The sequence below is a fragment of the Pseudomonas extremorientalis genome (assembly GCF_024584605.1).
In the GTDB taxonomy this organism is placed as follows: Bacteria; Pseudomonadota; Gammaproteobacteria; order Pseudomonadales; family Pseudomonadaceae; genus Aquipseudomonas; species Aquipseudomonas extremorientalis.
The window spans coordinates 4,856,335-4,870,691 of record NZ_CP089519.1 but is presented as its reverse complement, the minus strand read 5'-3'; the positions used below and the strand labels follow the sequence as shown (position 1 = coordinate 4,870,691).

Here is a 14,357-nt window from a genome sequence, read left to right as displayed (position 1 = left end):
AAGATTCGCTTTGTATACCTGCCACAACCACAACAATACAGGCACTTGGAGCACCCCCTCATGAGCAGTACATCTTCCGGTCAAAGCGCCGGGCAATTGGAAACACGCGGCATCGAACCGGTCCCGGAAGGCGAGTGCAACGGCCACCCGCTGCAACTGTTCTGGGTGTGGTTCGCGGCCAATATCAGCATCCTCGGCTTGCCGCTCGGCGCCACGCTGGTCGCGTTTCGCGGCCTGGCGATCTGGCAGGCCATCATCGTGGCGATCCTCGGCGCCGCCGGCTCCTTTGCGGTGGTCGGCGTCATCTCCATCGCCGGCCGTCGCGGCCGTGCGCCCAGCCTGACGCTGTCCCGCGCCATCTTCGGTGTGCGCGGCAATATCGGCCCGACCCTTGTGTCGCTGATGTCGCGCCTGGGCTGGGAAACCGTCAACACCACCACGGCGGCCTTTGTGCTGCTGTCGTTGTGCTCGATCCTGTTCGGCTCACCGGTCGAAGCCAAAAGCGCACCGGTGCTCACCCTGGTCTTCATCGCCATCTTCGTGCTGCTGACCTTATCGGTATCCGGGCTGGGCCACGCCACCTTGCTGGTGATCCAGAAGTGGGCTACCTACGTGTTCGGCGCGTTGAACATCCTGGTCGGCGGCTTCCTCTGCGCCACGATCGACTGGAGCGCGGTGTTCAACGCTACCCCGGCACCCTTGAGCGCGATGATCATCGGCATCGGCACCATGGCCGCTGGCACGGGTATCGGCTGGGCCAACGCCGGCGCGGACATGTCGCGCTACCAGCACCGCAGCGTCAAGGCGGTGCGCCTGGTGGCGTCGGCGGCGTTCGGTGCGGGCATTCCGCTGGTGCTGTTGATCACCCTCGGCGGCCTGTTGTCGGTGGGCAACAATGACCTGGCTTCGGCCACCGACCCGATCGTCGCGATCCGCGACATGCTGCCGACCTGGATGGCCGTGCCGTACCTGATCACCGCGTTCGGTGGGTTGCTGCTGTCCAACAACCTGTCGGTGTACTCGGCGGGCCTCACCACGCTGACCCTCGGTTTGAAGGTCAAGCGCGTGCATGCGGTGATCGTCGATATCGTGGCGATCTTCGCCGGCTCCATCTACTTCATGCTGATCGCCGACAGTTTCTACGGCCCGTTCATCACGTTCATCTCTTTGCTGGCGGTGCCGATCACGGCATGGGTCGGCATCTTTGTGGTCGACCTGATCCACCGCCACTACTACAGCGCCAAGGACCTGCTGGACGTGAGCCCAAGCAGCGCCTACTGGTATCGCGGCGGTGTGGAGTGGCGTGCCTTCGGTGCCTGGGCCGTGGCGATCGTGCTGGGCTTCAGCTTCACCACCATCGGCACCACCGCCGAGAACATCTGGTTCGCCGGGCCTTTGTCCGACTCCTGGCTGGGCCACAACGGTCTGGGCTGGATCGTCACCTTCCTGGTGGCCGGCGGGATTTATGCGGTGCTGGGCGGTGCGGCTGACCGTCGCCCGGCTTTAGTCGAGAGCCCTAATGTCTAGATTGCTGCACACCGGCCAGGTCATCGTCGACCTGGTCATGGCCCTCGATACCTTGCCCGCAACCGGCGGCGACGTGCTGGCGCAATCGGCCAGTTTCGAAGCCGGCGGTGGCTTCAACGTGATGGCGGCTGCGCGGCGCAATGGGTTGGCGGTGGTCTACCTGGGCCGTCACGGCAACGGGCGCTTCGGCGACCTGGCACGCGCGGCGATGCAGGCGGAAGGTGTCGAAATCGCCCAAGCCGCCAGCACGGATAAAGATACCGGTTTGTGTGTATCGCTGACCGAGGCCACCACCGAGCGCACGTTCATTTCCCATATCGGTGCTGAAGGCGAGTTGAGCACCGACGAACTGGCGCGGGTGGTTCCACAGGCGGACGATTATGTGTATGTGAGTGGCTACAGCCTGTTGCTGGAAGGCAAGGCGCAGGCTCTGCTCGACTGGTTACTGACCCTGCCTCGCGATATCCAGGTGGTGTTCGACCCGGGTCCGTTGGTGAAGGCACCGGATTCGGCGCTGATGGTGGCGCTGTTGCCGCGTATCGATATCTGGACCAGTAACGGCCCTGAAGCACTGGCGTTTACCGGGGCGGAAACGGTTGCAGAGGCGCTGGTCGACCTGAGCCGTCATCTGCCCGGCGATGCCTTACTGGTGGTGCGGGATGGGCCGAATGGCTGCTGGGTGAGCCGCAATGGCCAGGCGGAGCATGTGCCGGGGTTCAAGGTGACGGCGGTGGACAGCAATGGCGCAGGGGATGCCCATGCCGGGGTGTTTATTGCAGGGTTGGCCGATGGCTTGGCACCTGCCCGGGCAGCGCGTCGGGCGAACGCAGCAGCAGCGCTGGCCGTGACACGCTGGGGGCCAGCTACATCGCCTGGCAGCGCAGAAGTCGACGCCTTGCTGCGGGAATAGGGTAGGGTCAAAAAATGTGGAGGGGGCAAGCCCCCTCCAACATTTGAGGCTACTGGCTCGTTTCAGACTCCAGCTTGCGCGCCTCATCCACACCCGACGCCGTCAGCTTGATCGGCAGGTTCAACGCATACTCACCGGCGGCGTCAGTGGTCACATGCCCATCCTTGATCAGGCCGCGATCCTGCAGGAACGCCAACGCACTGGCGACGACTTTTTCTCCGCGGTAGTTATCCAACACCTCCTTGCCCAGCCCTTGAGGGTGAGCGTGCAGCAGGCGGGTCAGGACTTCTTTTTCAAGGTCTTTGTCGACGTTCATGCGTACCTCTTCACTGGGAAATGATCGGGTGTTCGTCAGGCGTTGGTTGGATCAGGGCGCAGGTTGTTTCGGAGCGCCGGGCAGGTTCGAGTCATCGCCCTTATTGATCTTGGGTTCATTGATCGATGGACCCATTTTGCCGTTGCCGACGGCGGCTGGCGCCTGGCGTTGAGTGTCATGACCCTGGGTGTGCGGGTCGGCGGCATTGGTATTGTCAATGACTGCTCCACCATTGGTGTCCAGGCCGGTGCCCATGGATTTCTGGGACTCGGTGGTGGCGTCCGGATTGGTCGGGCCGGTAGAGGAGGTGGCTGCAAAACCGCTCAGCGAAACCGAAGACAACAGGCCAGCCAGGGCGAGGGCAGCAAACTTGGAATGCTTCATGAGGGTGTCTCCATATGATGAATGTCCTTACCCTCTATTGGTCCGCCGGTATTCTGCGTTCGTGCCTTGATGGCGACGAACGGTCTTGTGTCACCTGTAAGATTTTGTGTGCCATTGACCACGAAAATGCGCTGCAACTCGTCACGAAAGCGCCTTAGTATGTGTGCTTTGAAATTGCCAAGGCTCACCCATGACCATCGAGATTCGCCCCGCCGTGCCCAGCGATGCTGCGCAGATCCTGACTTTCATTACCGAGCTTGCCGAGTATGAGAAGGCCCGGCATGAAGTGATCGCCAGTGTGGTGGACATCGAGCGCAGCCTGTTCAGCGAAGGGGCGACCGCCCATGGCCTGATCTGTTTGCGCGATGGCTTGCCGATTGGTTTTGCGGTGTTCTTTTTCAGCTATTCCACATGGCTGGGCAGCAACTGCCTGTACCTGGAAGACCTGTACATCAACCCGGAGCAACGCGGTGGTGGCGCAGGCAAGAAGCTCTTGCGCCACCTGGCGAAGATCGCGTTCGACAACGGTTGCGGTCGCTTTGAGTGGAGCGTGCTGGACTGGAACGAACCGGCGATTGCCTTCTATAAATCCATCGGCGCCCAGCCGCAGGAAGAGTGGGTGCGTTACCGCATGGAAGGCGATGCGCTGCGTGATTTCGCCTTGGGCTAGCTGAAAATCAAAATGTGGGAGGGGCTTGCCTACTCCCACATTTTTTTGTGCTTTGCTCACTATATGGGATGCAAATTTATATATTGAGATGTTTCAAAAGATGGGTTTATAGTCGGCTGCATCAGCACTCACTACCAAAAATAAAACAGGTGAAGCGATGCAGGCACAACCGTTGTCACTCCCCGCCGTGCCCGAGCCCACCTACGGCGAGCGGCTCAAAGGCAAAGTGGTGATCATCACCGGTGCGGCCCAGGGCATTGGCGAGGCGATCGTCGCGTGTTTCCAGGCGCAGCAGGCGAAGCTGGTCATCGCCGATATCCAGGGCGAAAAGGTCGAGAACGTCGCGGCCCACTGGCGTGAACGCGGCGCCGAGATCTACGCGCAACCCGTCGATATCACGTCCAGGGAGCAATGGCTGGCGCTGGTCAATGTGGCCATCGAGCGCTTCGGCCGGGTGGATGTGCTGGTCAATTGCGCCGGGGTCAATGTGTTCCGCGACCCGCTGGAGATGACCGACGAAGACTGGCGCCGCTGCTTCGCCATCGACCTCGACGGCGCCTGGTACGGCTGCCGCACGGTGCTGCCGCACATGATCGAGCAGGGCATCGGCAACATCATCAACATTGCCTCCACCCATTCCAGCCACATCATCCCCGGCTGCTTCCCCTATCCCGTGGCCAAGCATGGCCTGCTTGGCCTGACCCGCGCCCTCGGCATCGAATACGCGCCCAAGGGCATCCGTGTGAATGCCATCGCGCCGGGCTACATCGAAACCCAACTCAATGTCGACTACTGGAACGGTTTCCCCGACCCCCACGCCGAGCGCCAGCGTGCGTTCGACCTGCACCCGCCCAAGCGCATCGGCCAGCCGATCGAGGTGGCGATGACCGCGCTGTTTCTGGCGACCGACGAGGCGCCTTTTATCAACGCCACCTGCCTGATGATCGATGGCGGGCGGTCTGTGATGTACCACGACTAACGCGTTTTCCAATAACAAGAAAGAGGTGGTTCATGTTCAAGAAGACTCTAGGCACCCTCGCGCTCGCCCTTGCCTTCAGTGGCTTTGCATCGGCCGAAGAAGTGAAGATCGGCTTCCTGGTCAAGCAGGCCGAAGAACCCTGGTTCCAGACCGAATGGGCCTTCGCCGAAAAAGCCGGCAAAGAACACGGCTTTACCGTGATCAAGATCGCCGTGCCCGATGGTGAAAAAACGCTCTCGGCCATCGACAGCCTGGCCGCCAACGGTGCCAAGGGCTTTGTGATCTGCCCGCCGGACGTGTCCCTCGGCCCGGCCATCGTGGCCAAGGCCAAGGTCAATGGCTTGAAAGTCATGGCTGTGGATGACCGCTTTGTCGACGCCAAGGGCAACTTCATGGAAGACGTGCCGTACCTGGGCATGGCGGCCTTTGAAGTGGGCCAGAAGCAGGGCACCGCGATGGCGGAGGAGGCGAAAAAACGCGGCTGGGATTGGAAGGACACCTACGCGGTGATCAACACCTATAACGAACTCGACACCGGCAAGAAGCGCACCGATGGTTCGATCAAATCCCTGGAAGACGCCGGCCTACCCAAAGACCATATCCTGACCGCCGCACTCAAGACCCTCGACGTTCCCGGCAGCATGGACGCGACCAACTCGGCCTTGGTCAAACTGCCTGCAGGCGCGAAAAACCTGATCATCGGCGGCATGAACGACAACACCGTGCTCGGCGGCGTACGCGCCACCGAAAGCGCCGGCTTCAAGGCGGCCAACGTGATCGGCATCGGCATCAATGGCACCGACGCCATCGGCGAGTTGAAAAAGGCTGAAAGCGGTTTCTTCGGCTCCATGCTGCCCAGCCCGCATATCGAGGGTTACAACACCGCGTTGGCGATGTACGAGTGGGTCACCACCGGCAAGGAGCCTGCGAAATACACGGCGATGGACGAAGTGACGCTGATCACCCGCGCCAACTTCCAGGCAGAGCTGACCAAGATCGGGCTGTGGAAATGACCGGCGCGGCCTTGCGTTTCAACGGCATCGGCAAGGAGTTTCCCGGTGTGAAAGCCCTGGCGCAGATCAGCTTTGAAGCGCGGCCGCGCGAGGTGCATGCGTTGATGGGCGAGAACGGTGCGGGCAAGTCGACGCTGCTGAAAATCCTTGGCGGCGCCTACCTGCCCAGCAGCGGCTCACTGCAGATCGGCGCGCAGACCATGGCCTTCCGAAACGCCGCCGACAGCATTGCCAGCGGCGTGGCGGTGATCCACCAGGAGCTGCACCTGGTGCCGGAAATGACGGTGGCCGAGAACCTGTTCCTCGGCCACTTGCCGACGCGCTTCGGGGTGGTCAACCGCAGCCAGTTGCGCAAGCAAGCGTTGGCCTGCCTCAAGGGGCTGGCGGATGAAATCGATCCGGATGAGAAGCTCGGTCGGCTTTCCCTTGGGCAACGCCAACTGGTGGAAATCGCCAAGGCGCTGTCCCGTGGCGCCCATGTGATTGCCTTTGACGAACCCACCAGCAGCCTGTCGGCGCGGGAGATCGACCGCCTGATGGCGATCATCACCCGCCTGCGCGATGAGGGCAAAGTGGTGCTCTACGTGTCCCACCGCATGGAAGAAGTGTTCCGCATCTGCAACGCCGTCACGGTGTTCAAGGACGGCCGCTACGTGCGCACCTTCGAGGACATGAGCGCGCTGACCCACGACCAACTGGTGACGTGCATGGTGGGTCGCGATATCCAGGACATTTACGACTACCGCCCGCGTGAACAGGGCGAGGTGGCGCTGAAGGTCGAGGGCTTGCTTGGCCCGGGCCTGCGTGAGCCGGTCAGCCTTCAGGTACACAAGGGCGAGATTCTCGGCCTGTTCGGCTTGGTCGGGGCAGGGCGCACGGAGCTGTTTCGGCTGCTGAGTGGTTTGACCCGCAGCGCCGCAGGACGCCTGGAGCTCTGCGGGCAACCACTGCAGCTGCATTCACCCCGCGATGCCATCGCCGCCGGCGTGCTGCTGTGCCCGGAGGACCGCAAGAAGGAAGGCATCATCCCGCTGTCCAGCGTCGCCGAGAACATCAATATCAGTGCGCGTGGCGCCCACTCTGCGTTCGGCTGGCTGCTGCGCGACGGTTGGGAAAAGGCCAACGCCGACCGGCAAATCAAAAGCATGAAGGTCAAGACGCCGAACGCCGAACAGAAAATCATGTACCTGTCCGGTGGCAATCAGCAGAAGGCCATTCTTGGCCGATGGCTGTCGATGCCGATGAAAGTGCTGCTGCTGGATGAGCCAACGCGAGGCATCGATATCGGCGCCAAGTCGGAGATCTACCAGATTATCCATAACCTGGCGGCCAGCGGCATTGCGGTGATTGTGGTGTCCAGCGACCTGATGGAAGTGATGGGGATTTCCGACCGTATCCTGGTGATGAGCGAAGGCGCCCTGACCGGCGAACTCACCCGCGACCAGGCGGATGAAGCACGGCTGTTGCAACTGGCTCTCCCGCGTTCGCGGGCTTGAAGAATTCGAGGTGAATGATGTCCGAGGTAAAAACTGCAAAGGGCTTCTGGCCGGGTTTCAACCAGCGCAAATTCCTCGATGACTGGGTGATGCTACTCGCCGCGTTGAGCATCTTTGTGCTCAGCGCGTTGTTTATCGATAACTTCCTTTCACCGCTGAACATGCGCGGGCTGGGCCTGGCGATTTCCACCGTGGGCATTGCCGCGTGCACCATGTTGTTCTGCCTGGCCTCCGGGCATTTCGACTTGTCGGTGGGCTCGGTGATTGCGTGTGCCGGCGTGGTCGCGGGCATCGTGATCCGCGACACTGACAGCGTGGTGCTCGGTGTGTCGGCAGCGTTGGCCATGGGCCTGGTGGTGGGGCTGATCAACGGCATCGTCATCGCCAAGCTGCGCATCAATGCATTGATCGCGACGTTGGCGACCATGCAGATCGTGCGCGGCCTGGCCTACATCTTCTCCAACGGCAAAGCGGTGGGGGTGATGGATGAGGGCTTCTTCGTGTTCGGCAACGGCCAGCTGATGGGCGTGCCGGTGCCGATTATCATCACCGTGCTGTGCTTTGTGTTTTTCGGCTGGCTGCTCAACTACACCACCTACGGGCGCAACACCATGGCCATCGGTGGTAACCAGGAAGCGGCATTGCTGGCCGGGGTGAACGTCGATCGCACCAAGATCATCATCTTTGCCGTGCACGGCTTGATCGGCGCCCTGGCCGGGGTGATTCTCGCCTCGCGCATGACCTCGGGCCAGCCGATGATTGGGCAGGGGTTCGAGCTGACCGTGATCTCGGCGTGTGTATTGGGCGGGGTGTCGTTGAGTGGCGGCATCGGCATGATCCGTCATGTGATTGCCGGGGTGTTGATTTTGGCGATCATCGAGAATGCGATGAACCTGAAGAACATCGATACCTTCTACCAGTACGTCATCCGTGGTTCGATCCTGTTGCTGGCGGTCATCATCGACCGCATGAAACAGCGTTGATCCCGAGCCCTATGAAGATTCGAATGTGGGAGGGGGCTTGCCCCCGACAGCGGTGGGTCAGTGGATACCTGTTTTTCTGATGTGCCGCCATCGGGGGCAAGCCCCCTCCCACATTTGGATCGCCACTGTATTGAGGGTCGGTATTTGCCATAATGCCCCCGCTTTCACACTAATAGGCCCGATATGCAGGAAAACGCCCACATCCCCGTCAAAGATACCGCCCCCACTGGCACCCAGACCCTGTTGCGCGGCCTGGGCGTGGTGCAGGCCGTGGCGGCGGGTGCGCGGGATCTGAAAGAGATCGCCAAGCGCATCGGCACCACTCGCAGCACCACCCACCGCCTGGCCAGTTGCCTGGTGGAGGAGCGTTACCTGCGCGTGGTGCCGCAAGTGGGTTACCTGTTGGGGCCGAAATTGATCGAACTGGGGTTCCAGGCGCGCGAAGAGCTGCCACTGGTGACCCTGGCCATTCCGTATCTGGATGAGCTGTCGGCGCTGACCGGTGACACCATCCACCTGGCCATCCGTGAATACGACGATGTGCTCTACCTGCACAAGAACCCCGGCCGCAATGGCCCGGAAATGCGCTCGCGGGTCGGCCACCGCATGCCGCTGGCGCGGACCGGGATCGGCAAGGCATTGCTGCTGGATGACACGGTGGAGGAGTGGCAGCGCCTGTACGACGTCAGCCTGCCGGCGGGTGGGAAAAGCCTGCAATGGCCGCAGCACCCGGAACAATCCTGGGCGCAGTTCGAGCAGCGCATGCGTGAATACGTCGTGGGTGGGTATGCGTTCGACCTGGAAGACAACGAACCGTCGATCCGCTGCGTAGCAGCACCGGTGCGCGATGCCAGCCGGCGCATCGTCGCCGGCATCAGCATCGCCAGTACCGTGCCCTACATGCCGCTGGAGAAGATGGCCGAGCTGATCCCCGTGGTCAAACAGGTCGCAGCCCGGCTGTCGGCGGAGTTGGGCGCGAAGGCCTGATCAGGCCTTCAAGGTCGCCATGTCGATGACAAAGCGGTACTTCACATCGCCGGCAATCATGCGGCTGTAGGCTTCGTTGATATGGCGGATGTCGAGCATTTCGATATCACAGGTGATGTTGTGCTCGGCGCAGAAATCCAGGACTTCCTGGGTTTCGGCAATGCCACCGATCAAGGAACCGGCCAGCACTTTACGGCCCAGCACCAGCTTGGCGGCGTTGACGGGCGGGTCGACCGGTTCGATCAGGCCCACCAGGATATGCACGCCGTCAAAGCGCAGCACGTCGAGGTAGGGGTTCAGGTCGTGCTGCACCGGGATGGTGTCCAGCAGGAAGTCGAAACTGCCGGCGGCGGCGTTCATCTGCTCGGTATCGGTGGACACGATCACATGGTCGGCACCCTGGCGACGACCTTCCTCAGCCTTGCTTGCCGAGCGGGTGAACAACGTCACTTCCGCACCCATCGCCTTGGCGAACTTGATGCCCATATGGCCCAGGCCACCCATGCCCAGCACGCCGACCTTATCGCCGGCCTTCACGCCGTAGTGCTTGAGCGGCGAGTAAGTGGTGATGCCGGCGCACAGGATCGGTGCCGCGCTGGCCAGGTCGAGCTTGGCCGGGATCTTCACCACGAAGTGTTCGCTGACCACGATGCTGTCCGAGTAACCACCCATGGTGTTGCTGCCGTCTACGCGGTCCGGGGTGGCGTAGGTCATGGTCGGGCCTTCGAGGCAGTATTGCTCAAGGTCCGATTTGCAGGCGTCGCAGTGACGGCACGAGTCGACCATGCAGCCGACGCCGACCAGGTCGCCGACTTGGTGCGCGGTGACATTGGCACCAACGGCAGTGACCTTGCCGACAATCTCGTGGCCCGGCATCAGCGGGTATACGGCGATGCCCCATTCGTTGCGAGCCTGGTGGATGTCGGAGTGGCAGACGCCGCAGTAGAGGATCTCGATGGCCACGTCATCGGCGCGCGGGCTGCGGCGCTGGAAGGACATGGGGGCGAGGGGAGTGGTGGCCGACTGGGCGGCATAACCGATGGCGGTGTACATGGGGAAACCTCGCAAAAGCCTGGACTGTAGAGGTGGCGCATTCTGCGCGCGGACCCTGGGAGCGAACATGGCAAATGCTCCGAGTCTCATGCCTATTCGTCCGGGAGTGCCCCTGGTTTGGATCCGTTGGCCGCCAGACCTGCGATGATGTTCTCATCCCTTATTCGCGAAGTTTTTTGCCATGTTGTTGACCCGCCATCTCGATGCCAACGCCACCCTGGTTGCCTTGATTGAGGGGCTTACGCCCTGCGACGGTTTCTCCCCGACCCACCTGCCCGGTGTGCAAGTGCTGCGCGCCAGTTGTGACGTGGCACGCGGGCCGCAGATTTATGAGCCAAGCCTGATGTTCGTGGCCCAAGGCAGCAAAGTCGCCTACCTGGGGCCGCGCACGCTGGAGTATGGCGCCGGGCACTACCTGATCCAGGCCATGCCGGTGCCCTTTGAGTGCGAGACGTTTGCCATGGGTTCCGATGCGCCGTTGTATGGCGTCACGGTGGGCATTGACCGCGTGGTCTTGGGCGAATTGGTGATGGCCATGGGCATTCAGGCCGGGCCGCCGCCCACGGCGCAGACGCTGGAGTCGATGAGTTCGGTGATGCTCGATGATGCGATGCGCGGTGCCGTCGAACGGCTATTGGAGTGTCTGCACGATCCGCTGGAAAGCCGGATCATGGGGCCGGCGCGGGTCCGGGAAGTGTTGTTCACCGCTTTACGAGGTCCGCAGGCGGATGTGTTGCGGGCGCTGGTGGAACAGCAGGGGCAGTTTTCGCGCATCGCCACGTCGTTGAATCACCTGCATGCCCATTACGCCGAGCCGCTGAATATCGAGACGCTGGCGGGGTATGCGCACATGAGTGCGTCGACCTTTCATGAGCACTTCAAGCGCTGCACGTTGTTGTCGCCGGTGCAGTACCTGAAGCGTTTGCGTCTGCTCAAGGCCCAGCAGTTGCTGCTGGTGGACGGCATGGGCGTGGCGCAGGCGGCGCATAGCGTGGGGTATCAGAGTACGTCGCAGTTCAGTCGGGAATATAAACGCTATTTCCTGCGTAATCCCGGCGAAGAGCGCGCAGCATAAAAAAGGCTCCCATTTGGGAGCCTTTTTGTCCTAGCCGCGAGCTTACATATTCGGGTAAGTCGGCCCACCCGCGCCTTCCGGCGTAACCCAGGTGATGTTCTGCGAAGGGTCCTTGATGTCACAGGTCTTGCAGTGCACGCAGTTCTGGGCGTTGATCTGGAAGCGCTTCTCGCCGTCTTCCTGGGTGATCACTTCATACACGCCAGCCGGGCAGTAGCGCTGCGCCGGTTCATCGTAGAGCGGCAGGTTGGTGCCGATCGGGATGCTTGCGTCTTTCAACTTCAAGTGGCACGGCTGTTCTTCTTCATGGTTGGTACCGGAGATGAACACCGAGCTCAGCTTGTCGAAGCTCAGCTTGCCGTCGGGTTTCGGGTAGTCGATCTTCTTGCTGTCCTTGGCCAGCTTGAGGCAGGCGTAGTCCGGCTTGGTGTCGTGCAGGGTGAACGGCATCTTGCCGCCCAGGATGTTCTGGTCGAACCAGTTGAAACCGGCACCGATGATCGGGCCGAACTTGTGCATCGCCGGGCCGAAGTTGCGGCTGGCGAACAGTTCTTCGTAGAGCCAGCTGGACTTGAAGCTGTCGACGTAAGCGGTCAATTCATCACCGCCTTCGGATTCGGCAAACAGGCGGTCGGCCACGGCGTCGGCGGCAAGCATGCCGGACTTCATCGCGGTGTGGCTGCCCTTGATCTTGGCGAAGTTCAGGGTGCCGAGGTCGCAACCGATCAGCGCGCCGCCCTTGAAGACCATCTTCGGCAGCGAGTTCAGGCCGCCTTTGCAGATGGCACGGGCGCCGTAGCTGATGCGCTTGCCGCCTTCGAGGTACTGGGCCAGCACCGGGTGGTGCTTGAGGCGCTGGAACTCATCGAACGGCGACAGGAAGGTGTTGCTGTAGGACAGGTCGACGATCAGGCCGACCACCACCTGGTTGTTTTCCAGGTGATAGAGGAACGAGCCGCCGGTGTTCTCGGCGCTCATGATGTCCAGCGGCCAGCCGGCGGTGTGCACCACCAGGCCAGGCTGGTGCCTGGCCGGGTCGATTTCCCAGATTTCCTTGAGGCCGATGCCGTAGTGCTGGGCGTCGGCGTCGCTGTCCAGGTTGAAGCGCTGGATCAGTTGCTTGCCGATGTGGCCACGGCAACCTTCGGCGAACAGCGTGTACTTGCCACGCAGCTCCATGCCTGGGGTGTAGACGCCTTCCTTTGGGTTGCCCTCGCGGTCGACGCCGAGGTCACCGGTGATGATGCCGCGCACCACGCCGTTTTCGTCGAACAGCGCTTCCTGGGCGGCGAAGCCTGGGTAGACTTCCACGCCCAGGTTCTCGGCCTGCTGGGCCAGCCAGCGGCACAGGTTGCCCAGGGAAATGATGTAGTTGCCTTCGTTGTGCATGGTCTTGGGCACAAAGAAGTCAGGGACCTTGGTGGAGGCTTCGGGGCTGCGCAGTACATAGATGTCATCGCGCACCACCGGAGTGTTGAGCGGCGCACCGAGTGCTTTCCAGTCCGGGAACAGTTCGTTCAGGGCGCGGGGTTCGAACACGGCACCGGAGAGGATATGCGCGCCGACTTCGGAGCCTTTCTCGACCACGCAGACGCTGATTTCCTTACCGGCTTCGGCGGCCTTCTGCTTCAGGCGGCAGGCGGCAGACAGTCCCGCCGGGCCAGCGCCGACGATGACCACGTCGAATTCCATGTATTCGCGTTCCACAGGCTATCTCCTACTCAAGGCTCAACAGGCTTTTTTTTCTAATGGGTGGAGGTTCGGTGTTGTCTTGCGGCAACGGCAAGAACCACCTTTCTCTCTAGGTGGCGCATTATATCTACACCACTGGCAGCGTCCAATACAAACGTTTGTTTGAATTGCCCGCAGGCTAGATAAATCACAGTGGTGCGGCTTATGACTGGCTATTTTGCCGTATTGACCAGAATAGGCGTTCCGGTCAATATACGGTCGGTTTTGCGCTTACCGTAGGCAGACAGCAGGTTTCAAGAGCACGTCCAAAAGCAAGACAGGTGACGCGTGCCAACCATTGGCGCGCAGTTTACACGCTGCGATAAAGAATGACCTCTCAGTCACCCCCGACGAACGGTCATCATTTCCCGTGAGCAAGGTCGCCGCCTGCGTTTTTGGAGGTGCCCTTGTGTGCCGATGAGCATCAACCGCCAGGTTCGCCTAGGCGACTTTCTTTTCACCGGAGAGTAACGAGGAATCCATGAAGGTTCTTGTAGCTGTCAAACGCGTTGTCGATTACAACGTGAAAGTTCGCGTCAAGGCGGACAATTCCGGCGTCGACCTCGCTAACGTCAAGATGTCGATGAACCCGTTCTGCGAAATCGCCGTGGAAGAAGCCGTACGCCTGAAAGAGAAAGGCGTGGCGACTGAAATCGTCGTGGTTTCCATCGGTCCTGCCACTGCTCAAGAGCAGCTGCGTACCGCCCTGGCACTGGGCGCCGACCGCGCCATCCTGGTCGAGTCCGCTGAAGAGCTGACCTCCCTCGCCGTGGCCAAGCTGCTCAAAGCCGTTGTCGACAAGGAACAGCCTCAGCTGGTTATCCTCGGCAAACAGGCCATCGACAGCGACAACAACCAGACTGGCCAGATGCTGGCTGCGCTGACCGGTTACGGCCAGGGCACCTTCGCCTCCAAAGTCGAAGTAAGCGGCGACAGCGTGGCTGTCACCCGTGAAATCGACGGCGGCGCGCAGACCGTTTCTTTGAAACTGCCGGCCATCGTCACCACCGACCTGCGTTTGAACGAGCCGCGCTACGCGTCCCTGCCAAACATCATGAAAGCCAAGAAGAAGCCGCTTGAGTCGCTGACTCCGGAAGCTTTGGGCGTTTCCACCGCCTCCACCAACAAGACCGTCAAAGTTGAAGCACCGGCTGCACGCAGCGCGGGCATCAAGGTCAAGTCGGTGGCTGAACTGGTCGAGAAACTGAAAAACGAAGCGAAGGTAATCTAACC

General features: G+C 61.3%; 14 protein-coding genes. 10 read left to right on the top strand and 4 right to left on the bottom strand.

The features are described 5' to 3' along the window. The first annotated feature begins 60 nt into the window (after positions 1–60). Together LUU92_RS21855 and LUU92_RS21850 are read left to right on the top strand one after the other, a co-directional pair. Positions 61–1,527: a purine-cytosine permease family protein gene (locus LUU92_RS21855; RefSeq protein WP_071490491.1), complete on the top strand. Its 1,467-nt coding sequence runs from the start codon at positions 61–63 to the stop codon at positions 1,525–1,527. Beyond that, positions 1,520–2,437 (top strand): PfkB family carbohydrate kinase, encoded by a 918-nt coding sequence (locus LUU92_RS21850; RefSeq protein ID WP_257102640.1) that lies wholly within the window; start codon positions 1,520–1,522, stop codon positions 2,435–2,437. Before LUU92_RS21855 ends, LUU92_RS21850 begins: the two co-directional genes overlap by 8 nt. Positions 2,438–2,486: 49 nt before the next feature. On the opposite strand, the gene LUU92_RS21845 is transcribed toward LUU92_RS21850, so the two are convergent. Next, the gene (locus LUU92_RS21845) at positions 2,487–2,753 is read right to left on the bottom strand and encodes a hypothetical protein (RefSeq protein ID WP_058427435.1); all 267 of its coding nucleotides are present in this window, start codon (positions 2,751–2,753) and stop codon (positions 2,487–2,489) included. A gap of 51 nt (positions 2,754–2,804) precedes the next feature. After that, positions 2,805–3,137 (bottom strand): hypothetical protein, encoded by a 333-nt coding sequence (locus LUU92_RS21840; RefSeq protein WP_071490489.1) that lies wholly within the window; start codon positions 3,135–3,137, stop codon positions 2,805–2,807. A gap of 190 nt (positions 3,138–3,327) precedes the next feature. Between LUU92_RS21840 and LUU92_RS21835 the strand changes: the two genes are divergently transcribed. The 6 genes from LUU92_RS21835 (at position 3,328) to LUU92_RS21810 (ending at position 9,265) form a co-directional block, all read left to right on the top strand. Next, positions 3,328–3,807 (top strand): GNAT family N-acetyltransferase, encoded by a 480-nt coding sequence (locus tag LUU92_RS21835; protein ID WP_010208407.1) that lies wholly within the window; start codon positions 3,328–3,330, stop codon positions 3,805–3,807. A 157-nt stretch (positions 3,808–3,964) separates the two neighbouring features. Further along, positions 3,965–4,786 (top strand): SDR family oxidoreductase, encoded by an 822-nt coding sequence (locus LUU92_RS21830; protein ID WP_257102639.1) that lies wholly within the window; start codon positions 3,965–3,967, stop codon positions 4,784–4,786. A 32-nt stretch (positions 4,787–4,818) separates the two neighbouring features. Continuing rightward, the gene (locus LUU92_RS21825) at positions 4,819–5,799 is read left to right on the top strand and encodes a substrate-binding domain-containing protein (RefSeq protein ID WP_093514569.1); all 981 of its coding nucleotides are present in this window, start codon (positions 4,819–4,821) and stop codon (positions 5,797–5,799) included. Next, entirely contained in the window at positions 5,796–7,295 is a 1,500-nt protein-coding gene (gene araG, locus LUU92_RS21820; protein WP_083351495.1) for an L-arabinose ABC transporter ATP-binding protein AraG, read from the top strand. Before LUU92_RS21825 ends, araG begins: the two co-directional genes overlap by 4 nt. Positions 7,296–7,312: 17 nt before the next feature. After that, a complete protein-coding gene (gene araH / locus LUU92_RS21815; RefSeq protein WP_028617559.1) occupies positions 7,313–8,278 on the top strand; it encodes an L-arabinose ABC transporter permease AraH in 966 nt (321 codons plus the stop codon). A 183-nt stretch (positions 8,279–8,461) separates the two neighbouring features. Continuing rightward, entirely contained in the window at positions 8,462–9,265 is an 804-nt protein-coding gene (locus LUU92_RS21810; protein ID WP_071491453.1) for an IclR family transcriptional regulator, read from the top strand. On the opposite strand, the gene LUU92_RS21805 is transcribed toward LUU92_RS21810, so the two are convergent. Continuing rightward, complete coding sequence (locus LUU92_RS21805) at positions 9,266–10,318, bottom strand: NAD(P)-dependent alcohol dehydrogenase (RefSeq protein WP_092242587.1); 1,053 nt, start codon at positions 10,316–10,318, stop codon at positions 9,266–9,268. A 181-nt stretch (positions 10,319–10,499) separates the two neighbouring features. On the opposite strand from LUU92_RS21805, the gene LUU92_RS21800 reads away from it, so the two are divergent. Continuing rightward, the gene (locus LUU92_RS21800; protein WP_071491451.1) at positions 10,500–11,393 is read left to right on the top strand and encodes an AraC family transcriptional regulator; all 894 of its coding nucleotides are present in this window, start codon (positions 10,500–10,502) and stop codon (positions 11,391–11,393) included. 42 nt (positions 11,394–11,435) lie between these two features. Here the strand turns inward: LUU92_RS21800 and LUU92_RS21795 are convergent, their stop codons facing one another. Beyond that, positions 11,436–13,100: an electron transfer flavoprotein-ubiquinone oxidoreductase gene (locus tag LUU92_RS21795; RefSeq protein WP_071491450.1), complete on the bottom strand. Its 1,665-nt coding sequence runs from the start codon at positions 13,098–13,100 to the stop codon at positions 11,436–11,438. Between the two features lie 505 nt (positions 13,101–13,605). On the opposite strand from LUU92_RS21795, the gene LUU92_RS21790 reads away from it, so the two are divergent. Next, complete coding sequence (locus LUU92_RS21790) at positions 13,606–14,355, top strand: electron transfer flavoprotein subunit beta/FixA family protein (protein WP_071491449.1); 750 nt, start codon at positions 13,606–13,608, stop codon at positions 14,353–14,355. Positions 14,356–14,357 lie beyond the last annotated feature (2 nt).